The organism is Latilactobacillus sakei subsp. sakei DSM 20017 = JCM 1157 (assembly GCF_002370355.1).
Taxonomy (GTDB): Bacteria; Bacillota; Bacilli; order Lactobacillales; family Lactobacillaceae; genus Latilactobacillus; species Latilactobacillus sakei.
The window spans coordinates 1300265-1321575 of sequence record NZ_AP017929.1 but is presented as its reverse complement, the minus strand read 5'-3'; the positions used below and the strand labels follow the sequence as shown (position 1 = coordinate 1321575).

Annotated in this window: 24 protein-coding genes and 1 pseudogene; 1 reads left to right on the top strand and 24 read right to left on the bottom strand. The window is 40.7% G+C overall.

Features of this window, described 5'->3' with window-relative positions:
* Positions 1-3 precede the first annotated feature (3 nt).
* A complete protein-coding gene (locus LEUCM_RS06645) occupies positions 4-210 on the bottom strand; it encodes a DUF378 domain-containing protein (protein ID WP_016265245.1) in 207 nt (68 codons plus the stop codon).
* Between the two features lie 246 nt (positions 211-456).
* Between LEUCM_RS06645 and LEUCM_RS06635 the strand changes: the two genes are divergently transcribed.
* Positions 457-1526 (top strand): IS3-like element IS1163 family transposase gene (locus LEUCM_RS06635; RefSeq protein ID WP_112234043.1). Its coding sequence is split into 2 segments (ribosomal slippage): positions 457-685 and positions 685-1526, totalling 1071 coding nucleotides; the frame shifts between segments, so codons are not numbered across the junction.
* On the opposite strand, the gene LEUCM_RS10065 is transcribed toward LEUCM_RS06635, so the two are convergent.
* The 23 genes and pseudogenes from LEUCM_RS10065 to atpA form a co-directional block, all read right to left on the bottom strand.
* Positions 1510-1728 (bottom strand): YobI family P-loop NTPase, encoded by a 219-nt coding sequence (locus tag LEUCM_RS10065; protein WP_373879108.1) that lies wholly within the window; start codon positions 1726-1728, stop codon positions 1510-1512. The two genes, LEUCM_RS06635 and LEUCM_RS10065, sit on opposite strands and share 17 nt — an antisense overlap.
* A 23-nt stretch (positions 1729-1751) precedes the next feature.
* Positions 1752-2342, bottom strand: coding sequence for a YobI family P-loop NTPase (locus tag LEUCM_RS06630; protein WP_096695397.1), 591 nt, complete (start codon positions 2340-2342; stop codon positions 1752-1754).
* A 231-nt stretch (positions 2343-2573) separates the two neighbouring features.
* Complete coding sequence (locus tag LEUCM_RS06625; protein ID WP_025016456.1) at positions 2574-3191, bottom strand: hypothetical protein; 618 nt, start codon at positions 3189-3191, stop codon at positions 2574-2576.
* Between the two features lie 207 nt (positions 3192-3398).
* On the bottom strand, positions 3399-4802 hold the full coding sequence (gene sufB / locus LEUCM_RS06620; protein ID WP_016265247.1) for a Fe-S cluster assembly protein SufB: 1404 nt from the start codon (positions 4800-4802) through the stop codon (positions 3399-3401).
* A complete protein-coding gene (gene sufU / locus LEUCM_RS06615; RefSeq protein ID WP_016265248.1) occupies positions 4802-5290 on the bottom strand; it encodes a Fe-S cluster assembly sulfur transfer protein SufU in 489 nt (162 codons plus the stop codon). Before sufU ends, sufB begins: the two co-directional genes overlap by 1 nt.
* Positions 5277-6515 carry a cysteine desulfurase gene (locus tag LEUCM_RS06610; RefSeq protein ID WP_025016455.1) on the bottom strand — a complete coding sequence of 413 codons (1239 nt, stop codon included), beginning with the start codon at positions 6513-6515 and terminating at the stop codon, positions 5277-5279. Before LEUCM_RS06610 ends, sufU begins: the two co-directional genes overlap by 14 nt.
* Positions 6493-7797: a Fe-S cluster assembly protein SufD gene (gene sufD / locus LEUCM_RS06605; protein WP_016265250.1), complete on the bottom strand. Its 1305-nt coding sequence runs from the start codon at positions 7795-7797 to the stop codon at positions 6493-6495. The genes LEUCM_RS06610 and sufD overlap by 23 nt, the downstream gene beginning before the upstream one ends.
* A 12-nt stretch (positions 7798-7809) precedes the next feature.
* On the bottom strand, positions 7810-8592 hold the full coding sequence (gene sufC, locus LEUCM_RS06600; RefSeq protein WP_011374812.1) for a Fe-S cluster assembly ATPase SufC: 783 nt from the start codon (positions 8590-8592) through the stop codon (positions 7810-7812).
* A gap of 169 nt (positions 8593-8761) precedes the next feature.
* Positions 8762-9577: a MetQ/NlpA family ABC transporter substrate-binding protein gene (locus tag LEUCM_RS06595; RefSeq protein WP_016265251.1), complete on the bottom strand. Its 816-nt coding sequence runs from the start codon at positions 9575-9577 to the stop codon at positions 8762-8764.
* Between the two features lie 19 nt (positions 9578-9596).
* A complete protein-coding gene (locus tag LEUCM_RS06590; protein ID WP_016265252.1) occupies positions 9597-10286 on the bottom strand; it encodes a methionine ABC transporter permease in 690 nt (229 codons plus the stop codon).
* The gene (locus LEUCM_RS06585) at positions 10279-11313 is read right to left on the bottom strand and encodes a methionine ABC transporter ATP-binding protein (RefSeq protein WP_016265253.1); all 1035 of its coding nucleotides are present in this window, start codon (positions 11311-11313) and stop codon (positions 10279-10281) included. Before LEUCM_RS06585 ends, LEUCM_RS06590 begins: the two co-directional genes overlap by 8 nt.
* A 355-nt stretch (positions 11314-11668) precedes the next feature.
* Positions 11669-11977, bottom strand: coding sequence for a glycine cleavage system H family protein (locus LEUCM_RS06580; protein WP_025016454.1), 309 nt, complete (start codon positions 11975-11977; stop codon positions 11669-11671).
* An 18-nt stretch (positions 11978-11995) separates the two neighbouring features.
* A complete protein-coding gene (locus LEUCM_RS06575) occupies positions 11996-13195 on the bottom strand; it encodes an FtsW/RodA/SpoVE family cell cycle protein (protein WP_016265255.1) in 1200 nt (399 codons plus the stop codon).
* Between the two features lie 93 nt (positions 13196-13288).
* On the bottom strand, positions 13289-13519 hold the full coding sequence (locus LEUCM_RS06570; RefSeq protein ID WP_016265256.1) for a DUF2969 domain-containing protein: 231 nt from the start codon (positions 13517-13519) through the stop codon (positions 13289-13291).
* 28 nt (positions 13520-13547) lie between these two features.
* Positions 13548-13796: a membrane protein insertion efficiency factor YidD gene (yidD, locus tag LEUCM_RS06565; RefSeq protein ID WP_025016453.1), complete on the bottom strand. Its 249-nt coding sequence runs from the start codon at positions 13794-13796 to the stop codon at positions 13548-13550.
* Positions 13797-13817: 21 nt separating this feature from the next.
* Positions 13818-14000 carry a DNA-directed RNA polymerase subunit beta gene (locus tag LEUCM_RS06560; protein WP_011374820.1) on the bottom strand — a complete coding sequence of 61 codons (183 nt, stop codon included), beginning with the start codon at positions 13998-14000 and terminating at the stop codon, positions 13818-13820.
* A gap of 26 nt (positions 14001-14026) precedes the next feature.
* Positions 14027-15016: a rod shape-determining protein gene (locus LEUCM_RS06555; RefSeq protein WP_016265259.1), complete on the bottom strand. Its 990-nt coding sequence runs from the start codon at positions 15014-15016 to the stop codon at positions 14027-14029.
* Positions 15017-15164: 148 nt separating this feature from the next.
* A pseudogene (murA, locus tag LEUCM_RS06550) lies at positions 15165-16467 on the bottom strand (UDP-N-acetylglucosamine 1-carboxyvinyltransferase).
* Positions 16468-16494: 27 nt separating this feature from the next.
* Positions 16495-16728, bottom strand: coding sequence for a DUF1146 family protein (locus LEUCM_RS06545; protein ID WP_016265261.1), 234 nt, complete (start codon positions 16726-16728; stop codon positions 16495-16497).
* 161 nt (positions 16729-16889) lie between these two features.
* Positions 16890-17324, bottom strand: coding sequence for a F0F1 ATP synthase subunit epsilon (locus tag LEUCM_RS06540; RefSeq protein WP_025016451.1), 435 nt, complete (start codon positions 17322-17324; stop codon positions 16890-16892).
* Positions 17325-17339: 15 nt separating this feature from the next.
* Positions 17340-18770: a F0F1 ATP synthase subunit beta gene (gene atpD, locus LEUCM_RS06535; protein WP_016265262.1), complete on the bottom strand. Its 1431-nt coding sequence runs from the start codon at positions 18768-18770 to the stop codon at positions 17340-17342.
* 23 nt (positions 18771-18793) lie between these two features.
* Complete coding sequence (locus LEUCM_RS06530; protein WP_011374826.1) at positions 18794-19741, bottom strand: F0F1 ATP synthase subunit gamma; 948 nt, start codon at positions 19739-19741, stop codon at positions 18794-18796.
* Positions 19742-19753: 12 nt separating this feature from the next.
* Positions 19754-21289, bottom strand: coding sequence for a F0F1 ATP synthase subunit alpha (gene atpA, locus LEUCM_RS06525; RefSeq protein ID WP_016265263.1), 1536 nt, complete (start codon positions 21287-21289; stop codon positions 19754-19756).
* Positions 21290-21311 lie beyond the last annotated feature (22 nt).

Genomic DNA, 21311 nt, shown 5'->3' with positions numbered 1-21311 from the left:
TTATTAACGTGCCATGTTATTGATATTAGCAAATAATTTAATACAGTAGAGCGCACTTAGTCCAACTAGGACATAAACAATTCGTGAAATAATAGCTGCTTGGCCGCCAAATAGCATAGCCACAAGGTCGAATTTAAATAAACCAACAAGTAGCCAGTTTAAACCGCCTACGATTAATAAGGCAAGAGCGATATTGTCTAAAGTCTTCATATTCAACACCTCCTTCTTTAACTTAAAAATAACATCTTCAAGAAGTCGGGACAATGTAATTGCTCACAATGTTTATTGGAGCGATTTTAGAAATCTAGTGTGATTAAGATGCATGTCAAGAATGTTATTTAATTTTTTTCTGTTGTAAGATATTAGCAGTAATAAAATTGCTCCTACCCTAGTATTTGGTACATAAATTTCTGAACAGTTGTGCCATAATTAATAAAACAAGATAGGAGCATTCCAATGAAACGATATCAAGATGATTTTAAAGCCAGCATTGTGAAGATGCATCGTGAAGAGAAAAGATCTATTCGCTCGCTTTCCGAGGAATACGGTGTTTCTCCAGCCGCAATTCATAACTGGGTTAAAGGCGCTAAATCAGTTGAGCTAGAAGACGGTACTGAAGTAACGTCCAAAGAATTCAAACAACTTCAAAAGGAAAATCAGCGATTAAAGGAGGAACTCGAAATTTTAAAAGCTGCGGCGGTGTTACTGGGAAAGCATTAGGACGAATTAATTGCCTTGTCTTCATAGAAGATCAGTTATTGCGACACCGCTTATCAATTATTCTTTCGGCACTGAAATTACCGCGCAGCACCTATTACCATTGGAAAAGATATCAACCTAGTCAACACGAACGTGTTGATAATCAACTCAAAGAAAAAATTAAATTGATTTGGGAAAATAATTATCGTGCCTATGGTTATCCACGAATAACGATGGTGCTTCGCAAGTCAGGCATCTGTGTTGGGTCAAAACGAATTTTACGATTAATGAGGGAAATGGAGATTCACTCTTTAATGAATCGGCGATTTAAAAAACCTGGCACTCATGTGGATCATTCACAACGCCCCAATTTAATCAAGCACCAGCCCAATGCAAGGATATGGCGTGCTGACATTACTTATTTGGAATTACGTCCAGGAACCTGGGTTTATCTCAGTTCTATTTACGAACCAAAGGTTCATCAAGTTCTTGCTTTCAAGATTGGTCGTCAGATGGAGGCGACGTTAGTTGTAGAAACGATTAATCAGGCGCTTGAATATCATCAAAAGCCACAATATTTTCACTCTGACATGGGTTCACAGTACACCAGCAACGAAGTTGAAACTTTACTTGAACGGCATCAGATTAGCCACTCATACTCAAAACAAGGTTATCCTTATGATAATGGGCCAATTGAAGCTTTTCACTCATTGTTGAAGAGAGAGTTTGCCTTTCAAACAACTTTTTCCAATTTTGAGGACTTGGTAATCCGAACCTCAAATTACATCAGTTGGTTTAATTCCGACAGAATTAGAACGAGTGTTTAGAAAAAGATGTGCCATTTATTGACATAGGAGCAAATCTCTTATTAACTAATAAATTAATTTCATAAAGGCGTTCATAAATCGTTGGATTATTAAATCTATCTAAATCTTCAAAAATGACTACGTTCTTTCCAGAACTCGTAAAAAGGTATATTACATCATTCATAAATTTATCAAAATATGATTCATTTTGATCTTGAAATATTTCAATTTCATTTCCTTTTATCGTTATTTTTTTAAAAATTGCTTGTTTATTTGGAATTTAATAATACTATACATAAAAAATACGATACTCCCAGTAAATATACACAATACTATTAAATTAAACTGCTCACTAGATAAAAATTTCACTAGGTTCATAACTAACTTACCAGAATTTTTATTAGTAAACGAACCATTTAGATATCTTGTCCAGTTTTTAAATTTGACAACCAACAGTGCACTGCATATAAATACTAATATTAGTATCGTATATTTCCATAATGTCGATTTTTTAGTATTATTCTTTATTTTAAATATGGTTTGAGGAATTTTGTTATAATCAATTTGATGTAACAACTGATTTATTATCTTACCTTCTAAAATATTTGTCCCAGTTACTTCATTCCCTTCAAAATGCGTTAAGGAAATATTCATAAAGCCCTTTTCCGGATGTTTCATTTTGTAAGATTCAATAACAGAGCTTTTACCTGCACCATATGGACCTGTCAACGCAATATTCGTAATTGTCTTTTCGGCTAGGGCAAAACTTAAAGCCTCCTCATATGTTGATATATCAATATCATTTTTCGGTGTTAACGATTCAAAATTCTTCTCCAAAAAATACTCCCCCCACAATTAATTTTAATATACATTTACCTTACTCGATAAAACCTAACATTCCCTACACTTAATTATTTTTAATAATGATTAACTTACCAATATACATTAGTTAATGCATAGTATATTATATGCATTAAATTTTCTTTAAATTATCACCTAGTCGATGTACCATACATCTTTAATCGATACTGACACAGTACCGATTAAGTAGTAACAAGTTTCTATTAGTTAGACAGCCTTTATAATATCTTTTTTGTATAGATTCCCAACTGCATCCATATAAACTAAACAAATCTCTCTATCTTTAGACCAATTATTATTAATATATTCTAAAGGTATAGAAATTTCACTAGAAACGCAATGCGGTTCTATTAACTCAAATTTTCTTTCTTCTAATCCTATAACCACTTCAAGAACGGGATCAATAATATAGTTATCTATATTTTTACTTTTTAAGTTATCATGTTCGGAATTGATTATTTCTAAATATTGTTTCTTAGTGCATATCCCGATAAATTTAAATGATCCTGCTGTATTTCCATCGTTTGTTCCCCAGAACAACAATTCTTCTTTACTAGTAGTTATCTCTATTCCATTTTCATCAGTGTTCTTTATTTTCCTTATACCTGAAGCAATAAGTAAATTCGATTGTTTATCCAAGCGATACTGCTTATCAGATTGTTTTATCTGTTGATATACAGCCACAATCGCAAAAATAGATCCTACACCGCTTACCCAATCAGCAACACTCCCAAAATCCCCTTTATTAAACGAAAGTCCCATTAAAGTTAAAGATATGCCGACAAAAAAAGCTATCATTGCCACTATTACCGTTCTAAAATTCATTTAATCACCCCAATAATTCATTATATGAAAATTGCCTTTATACATATCATATCAATTTTTTGAGTTTGGCGGCTACTCATTATAGATATTTCACTTCTATTTTCAAATACAAATAATTTTATACTATATCTCCATCTGGCAAAAATAAAAATAAATCTATAATAAAAAGACTGTACCCCTGATAGATAAGGAGTTACAGCCTTTTTTCTAGCCCACGGACCCTTCCATTTCATAGCTAATCAATCTATTCAATTCCACCGCGTATTCCATTGGGAGTTCCTTGGTGAATGGTTCGACGAAGCCCATGATGATCATTTCGGTTGCTTTGGCTTCCGAGATGCCACGGCTCATCAAGTAATAGAGTTGTTCTTCTGAAATTTTGGAGACTTTGGCTTCATGTTCCATTGAGACGTTCCCGTTTAAGATTGTATTATACGGAATCGTGTCGGAACTGGATTTATCATCCATAATAATCGTATCACATTCGACGTGGGCAAAAGAACCGTCACTGTCTCGTTCAAAACGAACAGTCCCTCGGTAATCAACTGCGCCCCCGTCTTTGGCAATCGATTTTGAAACGATTGATGAAGACGTATTTGGTGCGGCGTGAATCATCCGGGCACCACTGTCTTGGTCAACGCCTTCGCCGGCAACAGCGATTGACAGCATTGTCCCCCGTGCGCCTTCACCATCGAGGTAGACACTTGGGTATTTCATGGTCATTTTAGAACCGAGATTCCCATCAACCCATTCCATTGTCGCGTTTTCCATGGCTTGGGCCCGTTTGGTTTCCAAACTATAAACATTCTTCGACCAGTTTTGAATCGTTGTGTATCGACAGTAAGCATCCCGTTTAACGAAGACTTCAACGACCGCAGCGTGCAAGCTATCACTTGAATAACTTGGTGCGGTACAGCCTTCGACATAGTTAACACTGGCGCCTTCATCAACAACGATCAATGTCCGTTCGAATTGGCCTGAATTTTCAGCATTAATCCGGAAGTATGATTGGATTGGAATATCCGTCCGCACGCCTTTTGGTACGTAGATGAAAGTCCCACCAGACCAGACAGCCGAGTTGAGCGCTGAGAATTTATTGTCGGTTGGTTTAACCAAAGTACTGAAGTATTCCTTCACAATATCGGGATATTCGCGCAAGGCAGTATCCATATCGGTAAAGATAATCCCCAGCTTTTCAAATTCATCGCGCATATTGTGGTAAACCACTTCTGATTCATATTGCGCACTTGAACCAGCTAAGTATTTCCGTTCAGCCTCTGGAACCCCTAAGCGGTCAAAAGTATCCTTGATTTTATCAGGGACATCTTCCCAATCGCGGTATTGTTTATCAGTTGCCTTTTGGTAATACAACATATGCTCTAAATCAAGACCGGATAAATCTGGGCCAAAATCGGGCATTGGCATTTTTTCGTAAGCATGGAATGATTTTAAACGGAAGTCTAACATCCATTGGGGTTCTTTTTTCTCGTGCGAAATTGCGCGCACAACATCTTCAGTTAAGCCCCGGCCGGTTGAAAAGACGGGTTCAACATCATCGCTAAAGCCGTAATCATAGTTCTCAAATTGGGGCATCGTCGTCTCTTCTGTCATTAATCTGTTCCCTCCGTTTCTGCATGGTTCACAATTTGACCCGTTGTCGCTGTGTTGGTATCGCTATTGAGCGCTTTGTGGAGCGCCTTCCAAGCAAGCGTGGCACATTTAATCCGCGCTGGAAATTGTTGAACGCCCTGCAAGATGGCCGCATCTTCTAGAATTGTCCAATCTTCATCGCGATCACCAATCACCATGTCCGAAAAGCGTTCGATCATTACTTCAGCTTCAGTAGGTGTCTTATGCAAGACCGCATCGGTCATCATGCTGGCAGAGGCTTGGCTGATTGTGCAGCCTTCCCCTGAAAAAGCAATCTGGCTAATCCGGTTATCTTCAAGCGCAATCTCCAACTGCAACACATCGCCACAAGTTGGGTTACGTAATTCAATTTCATGATCGACAGTGTCTAAATGACCATGATGGTGCGGATGTTGCGAATGGTCTAAGATGACCTGTCGATATAAGTTATCTAATTTAGAGAGTGCCATTTTGGAAAAACTCCTTTGCTGCTTGAATCGCGGCCACTAAGGCTTGTACGTCTTCTGACGTATTGTAGAGGTAGAAACTCGCGCGAGCCGTTGCCGCAACGTTTAGCCACTGCATCAGTGGTTGTGCGCAATGATGCCCCGCGCGAACAGCGACCCCTTCCATATCGAGGGCTGTTGCTAAATCGTGCGGATGGAGATTGTCGAGGTTAAAAGCAATCACACCGGTTCGCTGACTAGCTTCTTGCGGGCCATAAATCGTCAACCCGTCAATCGCTTGTAAGGCCGGTAATGCCTCGGCGACTAAAGCCTGCTCATGTGCCTGGATGTTGGTCATCCCAATCTGATTCAGATAATCAATCGCAGCTCCTAATCCAATCGCGCCAGCAATATTGGGGGTTCCACCTTCTAAGCGCCAAGGCAGTTCTTTGAAGGTCGATTCTTGTAAGCCAACAAAATCGATCATCTCACCACCATATTCAACGGGTGATAACTGCTCAAGCAAAGCCTGCTTACCATACAAGACACCAATTCCTGTTGGCCCCAACATTTTATGCCCTGAAAAAGCATAAAAATCTGCATCGAGCGCCTGCACATTAACTGGCATATGCGGGACAGCTTGTGCGCCATCAACCACCATATAACCACCTTGTGCGTGGACTAGTGCCGCAATCGTCTTCACCGGATTGACAACACCTAAAACGTTAGAAGCATGCGCTAAACTGACGATTTTAGTCCGTGGACCAATAACCTGCTTGGCGACGTCTAAATCTAACTGACCATCTGGTAATAGATCGATGTAGCGTAGTTTGGCGCCCGTCTTTTTAGCAAGTTGTTGCCAAGGGACTAGGTTGCTGTGGTGTTCCATATAGCTGATGACGATTTCATCGCCAGCTTGGACAACTGTTGGTCCAAAACTGCCGGCGATCCAGTTTAAACTCTGCGTGGTCCCTTTTGTGAAGACAACTTCCGCTGAAGAAGCGGCATTGATAAATTGTTGGACTTTAACTCTAGCAGCTTCGTATTGAGCAGTCGCCCGTTCCGCCAACGTATGCACGCCCCGGTGAACATTGGCATTATCATGTTGATAGTAATTCACTATTTGGTCAATCACCGCTTGTGGCTTTTGCGTTGTCGCTGCGTTATCCAAATAAACCAAGGATTCGTCATTAACCAATTGTTCTAAAATAGGAAAATCTTGCCGACTAGTGTTCAGACTTTTGCCCATCGATTAACTTCCTCTCGATTGTGTCCGTTAATTGTTGACGAACATTTTTGTCCGGAATTTCAGTCAGGACGGCGCCTAAGAACCCACGAATAACTAAGCGTTGTGCGACTTCTTTAGACAAGCCCCGACTCATGAGATAGTACATTTGTTGTTCATTAACACGGCCAACACTGGCAGCATGACCGGCTTGAACGTCATTTTCATCGATTAATAATAGCGGATTGGCATCCCCACGGGCCGTCCGTGATAACATCAAGACCCGGTTTTCTTGTTGTGCATCGGCACCTTTAGCACCTTTGATGATGTGCCCAATCCCGTTAAAAGTTAGGGTCGCATCTTCTAAAATAACGCCATGTTGCAAGATATGGCCGATTGAACGAGGGCCAATATTCGTCACCCGCGTATCGATTCCTTGAATTTGTTTCCCAGTTGAAATGGCGACCACTTTCGTTTCAGCATGCGAACCATCGCCGACCAAATCAGAATCAAAGTCGCCAATGATATTGCCGTCATTCATGAAGCCCAATGCCCAATCAATCCGGGCATCACGCATTAAGTGCCCCCGACGATTCAGATAAGTCGTGACAGACTTACCAAACGCATCAACAGCTGAGAAATGCACGTGACTATTATCCTTGGCAATCACTTCAACCACCATATTAGCTAGGTTCTTGTGATCACCCATTGTTTGTAGGTTTTCTAGATAGCTAAACTCACTATTTTGTTCCGCCACAATTAAAACGTGATGGATAAAATCAGTGGCTTGCGTGCTATCTTGTACATAATAAGCCGTAATCGGTTGTTTAATCACCACATTTTTCGGTACGTACAAGAACATCCCACTGTTCATCAAGGCTGTGTGAAAGGCTGTCAAACGATCCTCGTCCGGTTTAACCGTCACTTGCATATAGTATTCATGAACTAATTCAGGATAGTCTTGTAAAGCAGTGAAGATATCGGTAAAGATGACCCCTTGTTCTGCCAATTCACTAGGCAGATTTAATTTAGCAATCGTTTGCCCAACTTGAATCACATAAGGTTGATCCGCCGTTAAATCAGCGACCATTTCTGGTAATGTATCAGTCACAGAAGTTGTCAAAGTTGGCGCATTCGCAGCCATAATTGGCCAATGTTTGTAATTAATCTTTTCGAAAATAGGTAAGTCGAGCTTTTCAATTTGGCCTAAGGCTGTTTGGCGTAAGGCTGCAAACCAATCTGGTTCTTGATGGACAATTGAAAAAGCCGCAACTTGTTCAGGTGTGATGGCTAATTTCTTTTTCATCAAAGCCGCCCCCTATTTACTTTCATCGTCAGTTAATTTAATGTCTAACCCTAATTCATCACGAATACCGGCGTAACCTTCGTCTTCTAGACGTTTGGCCAATGATGCATCACCAGTCGTCACGATTTTACCGCCCATCATGATGTGCACGAAATCAGGCACAATGTAGTTCAATAAACGTTGATAATGCGTGATAATCAATGAACCGAAGTTATCGCCGCGCATTTCATTGACCCCTTTAGAAACAACTTGAAGGGCATCGATATCTAAACCAGAATCAATTTCATCTAAAATAGCAAATTTAGGTTCAATCATCATTAATTGTAGAATTTCATTCCGTTTCTTTTCACCACCAGAAAAGCCTTCGTTTAAGTAACGTTCAGACATTTCTTCTGTCATATCTAAGACAGCCATGCGTTGATCTAATTTTTTCAAGAAGGCCATGATCGAGATTTGATCATCTTCAGCCCGGCGCGCATTGATAGCAGCTCGCATAAATTCAGCGTTCGTAACACCTTGAATTTCAGATGGATATTGCATCGCTAAGAATAAGCCAGCGCGTGCTCGTTCATCAACTGGCATTTCAAGAATATTTTGACCGTCTAATTTAATTTCACCTTGAAGCACTTCATATTTAGGATTACCCATGATGGTTTCTGAAAGGGTTGATTTCCCGGTCCCATTTGGTCCCATGATGGCGTGAATCTCACCCGTATTCATTTCTAAGTTAACACCTTTTAAAATTTCTTTACCGTCAATTCCGACGTGTAAATCGATAATTTCTAATTTAGACATTACTGACCCTCCAAAAATCGCATTATAGCACGTTGTTGCTGACTTAATTCTAAGCTAAATGAGAACGCTTTTCAATAGAAGAATGATTGTAAAAAAGAATCAATTCTTATCTATCTCCCAAAAATATGTTAATAAAAAAGCCCTATCCTTCGATAAGACTTTTCCTTCATTATTTAACGGGTAATACCGCCCCGTGCCATTGCTTTTTAATCCAGGCTTGGGTTGATTTTGATTTGAGTGCTTTGATTAACTTCTTGATTGCGGGTTTGTTTTCGTCGCCTTTATTAACAGCGACGACGTTCACGTATGGTGATGAGAGGCTTTCGATTGCCACTGCATCTTTTTCCGGTGTGAAGCCGGCTTGAACCGCATAGTTTGAATTGATGGCAACCAGTGTACCTTCATCATTTTTCAACAATTCAGGCATCAATTTCGGTTCAAATGTGTACTTAAATTTGAGCTTCTTCGGATTTTTGGCGATATCATTAAAGGTTGCATTTTCAACTTTGACCCCTGGTTTCAAGGTGATCAAGCCGCCTGCTTTTAGAATCGAGAGGACCCGGCCCCAGTCAGTTTGACTATTTGAAACTAGAACGGTAGCGCCGGTTTTGACGGCACTCAATTTTTTAACTCGCTTACTATAAAGACCTAGTGGTTCCAGATGAATCCCACCGGCACTCACTAAGTGATAACCATTATCGTGGTTAGCCTTTTTCATAAACGGAATGTGTTGGTAATAGTTGGCGGTCAATTCACCGCTTGCTAAAGCCTTATTAGGTAATACATAATCACTGAACGCTTTGACATCCAATGTGATGCCTTCTTTTTTTAATTCGGGTTTAATGTGTCTTAAAATGGCGGCATGCGGAATGGTTGATGCGCCAATCACAATCGTATTGGGATCTGCTTTTTTAGCGCGACAGCCAGTTAACAGTAAGCCAACAATTAAAAGCCCAGCGAGTACGCTTAAATATCTTTTTTGCATCTACTTTTCTCCCTCTGTTTTAACGATGATCAATTTTAGCGATGATAATGTCACCGGCTTTTTGACAAATGAACACGATGATTAAAATAATGATTGTCGCCACTAACGTAATTGTATTTTGGTTTGCTTGAAAGCCTTCAGTGTAGGCTAAGTTCCCCAAGCCACCGGCCCCAATCACACCAGCCATTGCCGTGTAACCAAGTAATGAAATCGCAGTGACGGTTAATCCGGAAACCAGTGCGGGCATGCTTTCTGGTAAAAGAACTTGCCAGATAATTTGCCATTTTGAAGCGCCTAGTGCGCGGGTCGCTTCAATCACCCCGCTATCAACTTCACGAAAGGCTAATTCTACTAACCGCGCATAAAATGGTGCTGCCGAAACGATTAATGCTGGAATTGCAGCTTTGGGACCAATCATGGTACCCATCAATTCCTTAGTCATGGGAATCAAAAGCACGATTAAGATGATGAACGGCACTGAACGGAAAACGTTGACGAATAAAGCGACAATCCCATTTAACAACCGACTCATAAAATCCGTTTTACCATTCGTTTGATATAAGACTAATCCCAATAAGAAACCGAGAATCGCCACTAGCAAGACACTAACCGCCGTTAGCCAAACCGTTTCGCCTGTCGCTTCCCACATCGTTGGCCAGTCGATTTGTTTAAATTGAAAATAAGATTGAAACCCGTTGATATTAGCCATGTCTTAACACCTCTACTTCGATAGTTTGTTGACTTAAGTCGGATAATGCTTGTTTTAAATCGTCTGGACTAGCTTGAATCTGAATGTATAAATACCCCAGGGCGCCATTAATCGTTTGTTGTAAACTCCCACTAATCACGCTGACTTCAACACTTGGGTAGCGGCGCATTAATTGGCCAATAACTGGCTGACTCGATTGTTCTTCGTTAAACCGGAGCTTGACGATCGTGCCCTCTGGTACCCGCGTCAACAACTGTTCGATTGAAGCGGCTGTTTCGCTAGGCGTAATCACCAATGATTCTGAAACAAAGGCTTTCGTCACTTCTGCCTGTGGCGTTTCGAAAATCGCTTGTGTCGTCCCTTCTTCAATCACCCGACCGGCTGCCATCACTGCGATTCGTTGGCAGATCCGGCGTACCGCATCCATTTCGTGGGTTACCAGCACAATCGTGATGCCCATTTCCTGATTAATCTTAGCTAAAAGACTTAAAATTGAATTCGTTGTTTTAGGATCCAAAGCACTGGTTGCTTCATCACATAACAAGATGGCCGGTTCGCTGATTAATGCACGGGCAATCGCGACCCGTTGCTTTTGGCCCCCTGAAAGTTCGCTAGGATAAGCGGCGCCCAAGTCTGTTAGCTCAACTAATGCCAACATCTCTTTGGCCTTAGCTAAGCGTTCCTTCTTGCCAACCCCCGCTAATTTAAGCGGTAAGGCGATATTTTCAAGAATTGTTTTTGACCAGAGTAGATTGAAGTGTTGAAAAATCATGCCAATCTTTTGCCGAATTGGTCGCATTGCTTGTTCGCTCAAACCAACGATTGATTGACCGTTGACCAAGACATCCCCGCTAGTTGGTTTTTCCAAACCGTTTAATAATCGAATTAACGTACTCTTACCAGCGCCTGAATAACCGATAATGCCATAAATTTCACCCGCTTCAATTTTCAATGAAATATCGCTGAGTGCTGTAAATGTCTGTTGTTCTCGTTGGTAAACCTTACCAACTTGCTTTAGTTCTAACATTGCATTCTCTCCCTTTGACTAAAAATGTACAAAAAAAGTCCTCCCTCTCAAATAAATAAATGAGAGAAAGGACGCCAATTTGCGTGTTACCACCTTAATTTCACGACTACTTCACAATAATCGCCTTACAAAGTACCAGGATCGATACTCGTTCGCTATATCGGGCAACCCCCGCATTCGGCTCAGTTAAACCTTACCAAATGAATTTGCTCAAAGACCATATTCGAAAATCGTTCGCATTATCCGCTTGCACCTGACCGGACTCTCTTAAAATGCTACTAAATCATCTACTCATCTTTTCATCGCTTGTATTAAGTAATTCTTATCTTAATTAATCAGACGCCAGATGTCAAGTCTAATTATCAGAAATTCGAATATCGGCAATCCACGCATCTTTTTCATTATCCGCATTTAATAATTCGGGATTATCGGCTAAATCAGTATTGACATTGACTAATTCACCCGCTAAAGGACTATCCAACTCTTGAACCATTTTTTCAGCTTCAATCGCAACAAGTGGCATATCAAGTGCCATCTTTTGCCCTTCAACTGGGACATCTACAAATTTAATTAACCCAAATTCATTTTGCGCACCCTTAGTCAAACCAATTCGTCTGATTGAAGCTGCGATTTCTTCTGTCCAAAAATAATCATTGTTACTCATTGTCAATTGTTTTCACTCCTAGAAAGTATCTTCAGATTCGCTGAACATATAACTCTTATAATGGTACCGCATCGACATGATAAAGCCAATCCCCATCATGTTCCCCAATAGCGATGAACCACCTTGTGAAATAAATGGTAATGGAATACCGGTCAATGGTAATAGACCAACACTCATCCCAATATTTTCAAAAACATGGAAAAGAATCATCATGATAACACCCGTTGAAACATAGGCATAAAACTCATTTTTGGTATCAAATGTGACCCGAATCATTTGGTAGATCAACAAGAAATACAACAAAATGACTAAACAAGAACCGATGAAGCCGAAGTTTTCACCAATTACGGAGAAAATCATATCAGATTCACGAACCGGTACATTAACCTGAATTTGATTGAAGCCTTTACCAAATAATTGACCAGACCCGATGGCCTTTAAACTTTGAGATAATTGCAAACTTGTGCTGGCCGTATTATCAAACGGATGTAACCAGGCATCAATTCGGTTAAATTGATAGGTTTTAAAGCCTAAGTGGGTTAAAATCGCCCGCCCTGGGGTTGTTGCAGCCAAGGTCAAAGCCGTCCCACCAATGGCCGCCATTATAGCCATTGCAGGTGCTAAAATCTTCCAAGTAATCCCAGATACTAAGATAATGCCACCCAAAATTGCGACGAACACCAATAATGTCCCAAAATCATTTTGTAATTTCAAAAGTACCATAACTGGTAATGTCCAAATTAATAATCGGCCTAACAATAACCAATCCGTATTAATCGTGTGTTCTGGATACTCGGTATTGTGCTTAGTGACAACCCGACTCATCATTAAGATATAAGCCGGCTTCATCACTTCGGAAGGCTGGAACGAAATCGGCCCTAGCGCGAACCAACTCTTAGCACCAGTTTGAATCGCAACCGATTTATTATAAAAGAATAAAACGGCAACTAAGAGGAAAATCCCAATGCCATAAGCAATCGGCGCAACTCGCCAGAGCTGTTCCGAATCAAACTGCATGATGGCCACAATTGCGATCCCACCAATGACGTACCAAGCCGCCTGCATCAGCACAGCTCGCGTTGAGCTGGCACTACTTGTATCATGCGTTACCGCGACATAAATCGACATTAAACCCACTAACGCTAACATGAAGACGGAAAAAACAATCCCGTAATCTACACGCGAAGTATCGTCGACTTTTTCTAATTCCTTTGGCATGTTAAGTCTCCTTCAACTAAAAACTGTCTTAATTATAAAATAACCCGGCCAAAAATCTGCCGGGTTACTCTAAAGCTAATTAATTCTTAAGAATTAACCTTGGTGTAAGTGATACTCCCGTAGTAATTCGTTAACAGCATCGTCGTGTGTTTTAGTAATGATGCTTTGGCCAGTACCTTCGACAGTTGCTTCGAACCGTTTTTTAGCACTATCTTCGATAATAACACCGACTTCGTTTTTGCCAACTTTGACACTCGTCATTGCCTGGCCGTTACGGTTAATATCATCAATTGTGACTTCTACGCGTTGTTCTTTTTTAGACATATTTTTTGAAACTCCTTATTTTGTAACATTAGTCATTAACAGACTTATTCCGAAACACTGTGAAGTGGTCCGGAACGGGATCATAACCACCCTTTACAAACGGATGACACCGCAAAATACGGCCGATTCCCATAATCAGTCCCTTAATAGCGCCATGTTTTTGAATGGCTTGAATCATATAACTAGAGCAAGTCGGATAATACCGACAGCTCGGTGGTAAGAATGGCGAAATACCAGTTTGGTAAAACCGCACAAGTGCAATTAATATCTTTTGCATGCAATCACCACTTATCCTGACCTACTGCAAGAAATTAATAATGTGACTCCAGGTACTTGGTAAAAAGACGGCAAATGGGTTTTGACCACCCATTGCAAAACCAATCATTTGACCAATTAACCCAGCGAAAATCATTAAAACAATGACTAGTAAGATCTTTTTAAGAACTGGTTTGACGTGCTCTTCAAAATTTGATCGATACACAATATTCACAATCCCTTACTTCTGATTTAGTGTGCTCGTTTTTGGGCAATATTTTCTAATAAAACACCCGTACCTAAGGCAACTGCGTCCAATGGCTTTTCAGCTAAGACAACTGGGACCTTAAGGTGTTCAGAAAAGAGGTTGGCAATATTGCGTAATAGCGCGCCACCACCGGTTAACATAATCCCGCGATCAATAATATCACCGGCTAATTCTGGTGGTGTCACTTCAAGCACTTCTTTAGCAGCGGCAACAATGGCCATCATTGTTTCGTGCAAGGCAAGCTCAACTTCATCCGCACCAATCGTGATTGACACTGGTAAACCACCGACAATATCACGGCCACGGACTTCTAGTTGTTCACTTGCATCAGCATGCCAAACACTACCAATCTTCAACTTGATTGTTTCGGCAGTATGTTCACCGATTAATAAGTTATGTTTACGTTTAACGTATGCTGCGATTTCAGCATTCATGCGATCACCAGCAAGCCGTAATGAACGACTTGTCACAACTTCACCCATTGATAGTACGGCGATATCACTCGTCCCACCACCAATATCGATCACCATGTTACCGCGTGGTTGGAAAATATCCATCCCAGCACCCACGGCCGCAACCTTAGGTTCAAATTCTAAGAAAACTTTACCGCCGCCAGATTTTTCTGCAGCTTCTACAATTGCTTTTTGTTCAATCGATGTAATATTTGTTGGACAACAAATTAAGATGTTTGGTTTTGATAGAAAACCTTTGACGTTTAATTTATTAATGAAATAAGCAAGCATTGCTTCGGTCATATCAAAATCAGCAATCACACCATCTTTAAGTGGGCGCACTGCCAAAATATTGCCGGGTGTCCGACCGACCATGCTGTATGCTTCAGAACCAACTGCTAATACTTTTTTTGTTTTAGTATCGATCGCAACGACTGAAGGTTCATTAAGAACAATGCCTTTGTCCATAACGTTAATTAAGACGTTGGCTGTCCCTAAATCAATTCCGATATCTTTAGCCATTTAGTGTTGCTCCTTCCAGAAACCATATTCAATAGTCAATTATACCACAAGCCTAATATCAATAAAATATAAGTTTCGTTTACGAAATTAACACTAAAAAAGAATGACGTCCGTCTAAAAACGAATATCATTCTTTAATAACTGCTAATTAAGCTAATTTTTGAGTTGTTTTACGATGACCGGCTTCATCAAAATCAGCACGACTGATATGTGCGCCTAAGGCACGTAATTTTTGATGGAAGTGATAATAACCACGATCCATGTATTGTAGGTTTGTGACAAGTGTCTCACCATTGGCCACTAAACCAGCAATCACTAATGCTGCTGCTGCTCGTAAATCAGAAGCGGCCACTTCAGCACCCGTTAATTCAGTAGGACCGTATAAGATGACAGATTGGCCTTCGATTTGGTAATCGGCATTCATACGTCGTAATTCTTCTAAGTGCATGAAACGATTCTCGAAGACTGTTTCAGTCATGACACTCGTCCCATGAGCCATCAATTGTAAAGCGGTCATTTGTGCTTGCATATCCGTTGGGAAACCAGGATATGGCAAGGTTTTGATATTACTTGGTTTCAATTCATCAGGGCCGATAATCCGGATGCCATTTTCTTTCCTCGATGACTTGTGCGCCCATTTCAGCTAGTTTAGACAATAAAGGTTTATTATGTTCAGAAATAGCTTCTTCAACTAAAACATTACCCTTAGTAGCTGCTGCGGCAATCATGAAGGTCCCTGCTTCAATTCGATCTTGCACAATACTGTGTTCGGTCCCCTTTAATTCAGTAACCCCTTCAATCCGAATTTCTTCAGTCCCAGCACCGAAAACTTTGGCGCCCATCTTATTCAAGACGTTAGCTAAATCAACGATTTCTGGTTCGCGGGCAACGTTTTCGATGACTGTTGTGCCCTTAGCTAAGGTTGCTGCCATCATGATATTTTGCGTTGCACCAACACTTGGAAAGTCTAAATAGATGTTTGCACCAACTAATTGGTCGGCCTTGGCTTCTATGTAACCATGACTTTGTGTAATCGTTGCGCCGAGTGCTTCAAAACCCTTGAGGTGTAAGTCAACTGGTCTTGAACCAATTGCACAGCCACCTGGCATGGCAACTCGGGCATGACCCAATCTTGCTAATAATGGTCCCATGACAACAATTGAGGCCCGCATCTTTGAAACATATTCGAATGCCGCTTCAAAGTTTAGTGGTTGATTGGCATCAATCATTAGATAGTTACGTTGTTCATCAAATTTAACACGTGCATCCAGACTCTTCAAAACATCTTGCATCATAAAAACATCTGATAAGATTGGCACGTTCGTTAATTCAACTGGTCCTTTAGAGGCTAAAAGTGCCGCTGCCATGATTGGTAAGACTGCATTTTTAGCACCTTCGATGTGGACATCACCAACTAATGGTTGTCCGCCTTGTATGATCAATTTTTCCAAGAGTTTCCCTCCGATATGACTGCTAATTTATTGGACTAAAAAAATGATATTGCGCGCTTGCGCGATAATTTCTAAAAAGAATTGACTCACTAAATAACCCATTACGATGGCTGTAAACATGAGAACAATCTGAATCTGTCGAATATGATTCGGTTTAAAAAGCTGTTCAAGTCGTAAAGACTGTAGACCGTAAAAACTAAGAACGATAAAGCCGATATGACTAATAATGGTAACAACTGCTTGTGATCCAATTGATTGCACTTCAATAACGCCCCTCTATGAATGGATATAGGGACATTGTAACACACAGAAAAGTCCCTTGTCTGTATTTAGCTGTTTTCTTAATAAAAGAAGATTGGATTGTATTATAACACAACAAAAAAAGCCCCCACGACTTTTGCCGTGAGGGCTTCTTGCAATAACTATTGTAAATGATTTTTGACGTCAATCCGGTTCATCGCGCGTTGAAGTGCGATTTGAGCCCGACGTAATTCGTCTGAATCATGTTTTTCTGAAGCCGTCTTAATAGCGTCTTCAGCACGTTGTTTAGCACGTTGGGCACGTGATAAGTTAATATCGCGCGCACGTTCGGCACCATCAGCAACGATTGAAGCGATGTTATGACTAACTTCCATAAAGCCGCCAGTAATTGCAATGGCGTCTTCATGCCCTGGGTTATCCGTCCGCTTAACACGAATTTCACCAATTTCTAGAGGGGTAATAATTGGCTCATGATTAGCCATAATACCGAGTTGTCCTGCCATTGCTGGTACAACCAACATTGAAGCATGGTGATCATAAACGACACCATCAGGAGTTACGATATTAACGGTTAATACCTTTTGCTCTTCTGCCATCATTAACGCCCCTTTCTAGTCTTGATCGACAGCCTTTTCAGACTGTGTATAGCCCATTTCTTTTGCCTTTGCTAATGCAGCGTCAATGTTCCCAACAAGACGGAATGCTTCTTCTGGGACATCATCGTAGTCACCCGCAAGGATGGCTTTGAAACCAGAAACAGTATCCTTAACTGGCACGTATGAACCGGCTTGGCCTGTGAAGGCTTCGGCAACGTGGAAGTTTTGTGATAGGAAGAATTGAATCCGACGAGCACGTGCAACGATAATCTTTTCATCATCAGATAATTCATCCATACCTAAGATAGAGATGATATCTTGTAATTCACGATAACGTTGTAAGACGTGTTGTACTTCAGAAGCAACTTCATAATGTTCTTGGCCAACAATTTCAGGATCAAGCGCACTAGAAGATGATTCTAGTGGGTTAACAGCAGGGTAAATACCTTGTTGTGTTAACTTACGATCCAAGTTAGTTGTGGCATCCAAATGCGCGAAAGTTGTCGCAGGCGCAGGATCAGTATAATCATCGGCAGGCACATAAATGGCTTGGATAGATGTAACTGAACCTTTTTTAGTTGATGTGATTCGTTCTTGTAATTGACCCATTTCTGTTGCCAATGTTGGTTGGTACCCAACGGCTGAAGGCATCCGTCCTAATAGGGCAGAAACTTCTGAACCAGCTTGCGTGAAACGGAAGATATTATCAATGAACAATAGCACATCTTGGCCTTCAACATCACGGAAGTATTCAGCAATTGTTAAACCAGTCAAGGCAACACGCATACGTGCACCAGGTGATTCATTCATTTGACCGAAAACCATGGCTGTCTTTTCCAAAACGCCTGATTCTTTCATTTCAAAGTATAAGTCATTACCTTCACGTGTTCGTTCACCAACACCAGTAAAGACAGAAATACCACCATGTTCTTCAGCGATATTATGGATTAATTCTTGGATTAAGACGGTTTTACCAACACCGGCACCACCGAACAAACCGATTTTACCACCACGCACATAAGGGGCAAGTAAATCGATAACCTTAATCCCTGTTTCTAGAATTTCTGAACTTGTATTTAATTCCTCAAATTTAGGCGCAGAACGGTGAATACTGTCGCGTCTAAAATCTGCAGGAAATTCTTCGCCGCCATCGATTGTTTCGCCTAAGACGTTGAAAACACGTCCTAGAGTTTCTTTACCGACTGGTACGTTAATTGCACGTCCAGCATCTTCAACAGGCATGCCACGACGTAAACCGTCAGTAGATTCCATTGAAATTGTACGCATTACCCCGTCGCCTAATTCTAGAGCAACCTCTAAAACGACAGTTTCATCATTACCTTTATCGACTGTTAAGGCATTATTGATATCTGGTAAATCCGTATCTAAAGAAAATTCGACATCGACAACGGGACCAATAACTTGGACAACTTTTCCCATACTCATAGTTGTTTCTTCCTCCCGCATTTTTATTCTAATGCTGCCGCACCACCGACGATTTCGGTGATTTCAGTTGTAATTTGAGCTTGACGTGCACGGTTATATTTAATTGATAATTCTGAAATTAAATTATTCGCGTTATCGGTCGCACTCTTCATTGCTGCCATTGAAGCAGCATGTTCTGCTGTTTTAGAATCTAACATTGCGCCATAAATTAAGCTTTCGGCGTATTGCGGTAGAATTGCGTCTAAGGCATCATCCACGGAAGGTTCCGTAATGTATTCTAGATTTTGATCAGCAACTTCTGAAACATCTAAGTCGGTAATTGGTAACATTTTTTCAGCTCTAAAGCCAGATGTTAATGAGTTAACATGGTGGTTGTAACAAACGTACAACTCATCGTAAACACCATTATCATACATCGCAACGGCCGTTTTAATAATTTGTTTAACTTCTTCAAAAGAAGGGACATCACTGACACCACGATATTCGTAAGTTAAGTTCATGCCACGTGCTTTAAAGAAATCAGCACCAGTCCCGCCGACCGCAAGAATTGCGTATTCGTCAGGTGATTGATGCGTTTCTGAAATCATTTGGACCATTGCTTTTAGGATTGAGCTGTTATATGCACCAACTAAGCCTCGATCACTTGTAATAACTAAGTAACCAGTTTTCTTAATTGGTCTTTCCACTAACAAATTACTCAACGTTACTTCGTGCTTGATCGCCTTTTTAATAGTTGAATCAGCAGGTTCTGCTTGTAAACTACTCTTTTGACGAGCAATGTCAATTAATTGACTTGCAGCTAGATGCGTCACGATTTCTCGAATCTTATCAGTATAAACTTGGTAAGCAACTGAGTTCTTTTCGATTTGAGAAAGCTTAGCACCAGAAACCATTTGCATAGCACTTGTAATTTGCCCAGTTTTTTTAGTAGAGGCGATTCTTCGTTTGATATCCATTAAAGATTCAGCCAATTAATTCACCCCTTACTTATCTGAGTCTTTGTCATCGACAGCTTGTTCTGGTACAAAACCTTCTGTGAAGGCTTTAATAGCAGCATCAAGTTTGTCTGTGTCTGGCAATTTAGTTGTTTGACGGATTTCATCCATCAAGTCTTTAGCGTTACTTTCTAGATAATCATTTAAACCACTTTCATAACGCATGATGTCATCAACAGGTACATCATCGATGAAACCGTGTGTTAAGGCATATAGGATTACCGTTTGTTGTTCAAATGGTAATGGTTTATGCAATGGTTGTTTCAAGACTTCAACAGTCCGTTTACCACGATTTAGTTTGGCTTGTGTTGCGGCATCTAAATCAGAACCGAATTGCGTAAAGGCTTCTAGTTCACGGTATGATGAAAGGTCAAGACGTAATGTCCCAGAAACTTTCTTCATAGCCTTGGTTTGAGCTGCCCCACCAACACGAGAAACAGATGAACCAGCATCGATAGCTGGACGTGTTCCTGAATAGAATAAATCACTTTCCAAGAAGATTTGACCATCTGTGATCGAGATAACGTTAGTTGGGATATAAGCTGAAATATCACCAGCTTGTGTTTCGATGATAGGTAAAGCAGTCATTGAACCGCCACCTAATTCATCACTTAACTTAGCAGCACGTTCTAGTAAACGTGAATGTAAGTAGAAGATATCACCAGGGTAAGCTTCACGGCCTGGAGGTCTTCTTAAAAGTAATGAGATTTCACGATAAGCAGCAGCTTGTTTACTTAAATCATCATAGACGATTAAAACGTGCTTGCCGTTATACATGAATTCTTCACCCATTGCTGCACCAGCATAAGGGGCAATGTACAAGAGTGGTGCGGGTTGGCTAGGGCCAGCTTCGACAACAATTGTATAATCCATTGCACCATAACGCCGTAAGGTTTCAACTTGTGTTCTAACAGTTGATTCCTTTTGACCAATGGCAACGTAGATACAAATCATATCTTGACCTTTTTGGTTAATAATCGTATCGATCGCAACAGATGTTTTACCAGTCTTACGATCCCCGATGATTAATTCACGTTGGCCACGACCAATTGGCACCAAGGCATCAATCGCTTTTAAACCTGTTTGTAAAGGTTCTGAAACAGATTGACGAGCCATAACGCCAGGTGCTTTCTTTTCGATAGGACGTGTTTTGTCTGTTTTAATTTCGCCGCGTCCATCCACTGGTTGACCCAAAGGATTAACAACACGACCGATTAAAGCATCGCCAACAGGTACTTCCATGATCCGACCTGTCCGTTTAACTTGGTCCCCTTCACGAATATTTTCGTATTCGCCGAGGATGATGATACCAACATCATTTGTTTCCAAGTTTTGTGCCACACCGTATGAACCGTTAGAGAATTCTAACAATTCACTTGAGAGGGCATTTTCTAAACCGTGAGCACGTGCGATCCCATCACCAACATAAGTGACAGTACCGACTTCTTCAACGGCTAATTCTTCATTATAATTTGCTAGTTGTTGTTTAATTAATGCACTGATTTCCTCAGTTTTAATGCTCATCAGGTTCACCTCTTTATCAACG

Bases quoted from the DNA above. Each gene is read 5' to 3' on its own strand.
- LEUCM_RS06645 (WP_016265245.1), bottom strand. From the start codon at position 210: ATGAAGACTTTAGACAATATCGCTCTTGCCTTATTAATCGTAGGCGGT.
- LEUCM_RS06625 (WP_025016456.1), bottom strand. From the start codon at position 3,191: ATGAATTTTAGAACGGTAATAGTGGCAATGATAGCTTTTTTTGTCGGC.
- sufB (WP_016265247.1), bottom strand. From the start codon at position 4,802: ATGACAGAAGAGACGACGATGCCCCAATTTGAGAACTATGATTACGGC.
- sufU (WP_016265248.1), bottom strand. From the start codon at position 5,290: ATGGCACTCTCTAAATTAGATAACTTATATCGACAGGTCATCTTAGAC.
- LEUCM_RS06610 (WP_025016455.1), bottom strand. From the start codon at position 6,515: ATGGGCAAAAGTCTGAACACTAGTCGGCAAGATTTTCCTATTTTAGAA.
- sufD (WP_016265250.1), bottom strand. From the start codon at position 7,797: ATGAAAAAGAAATTAGCCATCACACCTGAACAAGTTGCGGCTTTTTCA.
- sufC (WP_011374812.1), bottom strand. From the start codon at position 8,592: ATGTCTAAATTAGAAATTATCGATTTACACGTCGGAATTGACGGTAAA.
- LEUCM_RS06595 (WP_016265251.1), bottom strand. From the start codon at position 9,577: ATGCAAAAAAGATATTTAAGCGTACTCGCTGGGCTTTTAATTGTTGGC.
- LEUCM_RS06590 (WP_016265252.1), bottom strand. From the start codon at position 10,286: ATGGCTAATATCAACGGGTTTCAATCTTATTTTCAATTTAAACAAATC.
- LEUCM_RS06585 (WP_016265253.1), bottom strand. From the start codon at position 11,313: ATGTTAGAACTAAAGCAAGTTGGTAAGGTTTACCAACGAGAACAACAG.
- LEUCM_RS06580 (WP_025016454.1), bottom strand. From the start codon at position 11,977: ATGAGTAACAATGATTATTTTTGGACAGAAGAAATCGCAGCTTCAATC.
- LEUCM_RS06575 (WP_016265255.1), bottom strand. From the start codon at position 13,195: ATGCCAAAGGAATTAGAAAAAGTCGACGATACTTCGCGTGTAGATTAC.
- LEUCM_RS06570 (WP_016265256.1), bottom strand. From the start codon at position 13,519: ATGTCTAAAAAAGAACAACGCGTAGAAGTCACAATTGATGATATTAAC.
- yidD (WP_025016453.1), bottom strand. From the start codon at position 13,796: ATGCAAAAGATATTAATTGCACTTGTGCGGTTTTACCAAACTGGTATT.
- LEUCM_RS06555 (WP_016265259.1), bottom strand. From the start codon at position 15,016: ATGGCTAAAGATATCGGAATTGATTTAGGGACAGCCAACGTCTTAATT.
- LEUCM_RS06540 (WP_025016451.1), bottom strand. From the start codon at position 17,324: ATGGCAGAAGAGCAAAAGGTATTAACCGTTAATATCGTAACTCCTGAT.
- atpD (WP_016265262.1), bottom strand. From the start codon at position 18,770: ATGAGTATGGGAAAAGTTGTCCAAGTTATTGGTCCCGTTGTCGATGTC.
- atpA (WP_016265263.1), bottom strand. From the start codon at position 21,289: ATGAGCATTAAAACTGAGGAAATCAGTGCATTAATTAAACAACAACTA.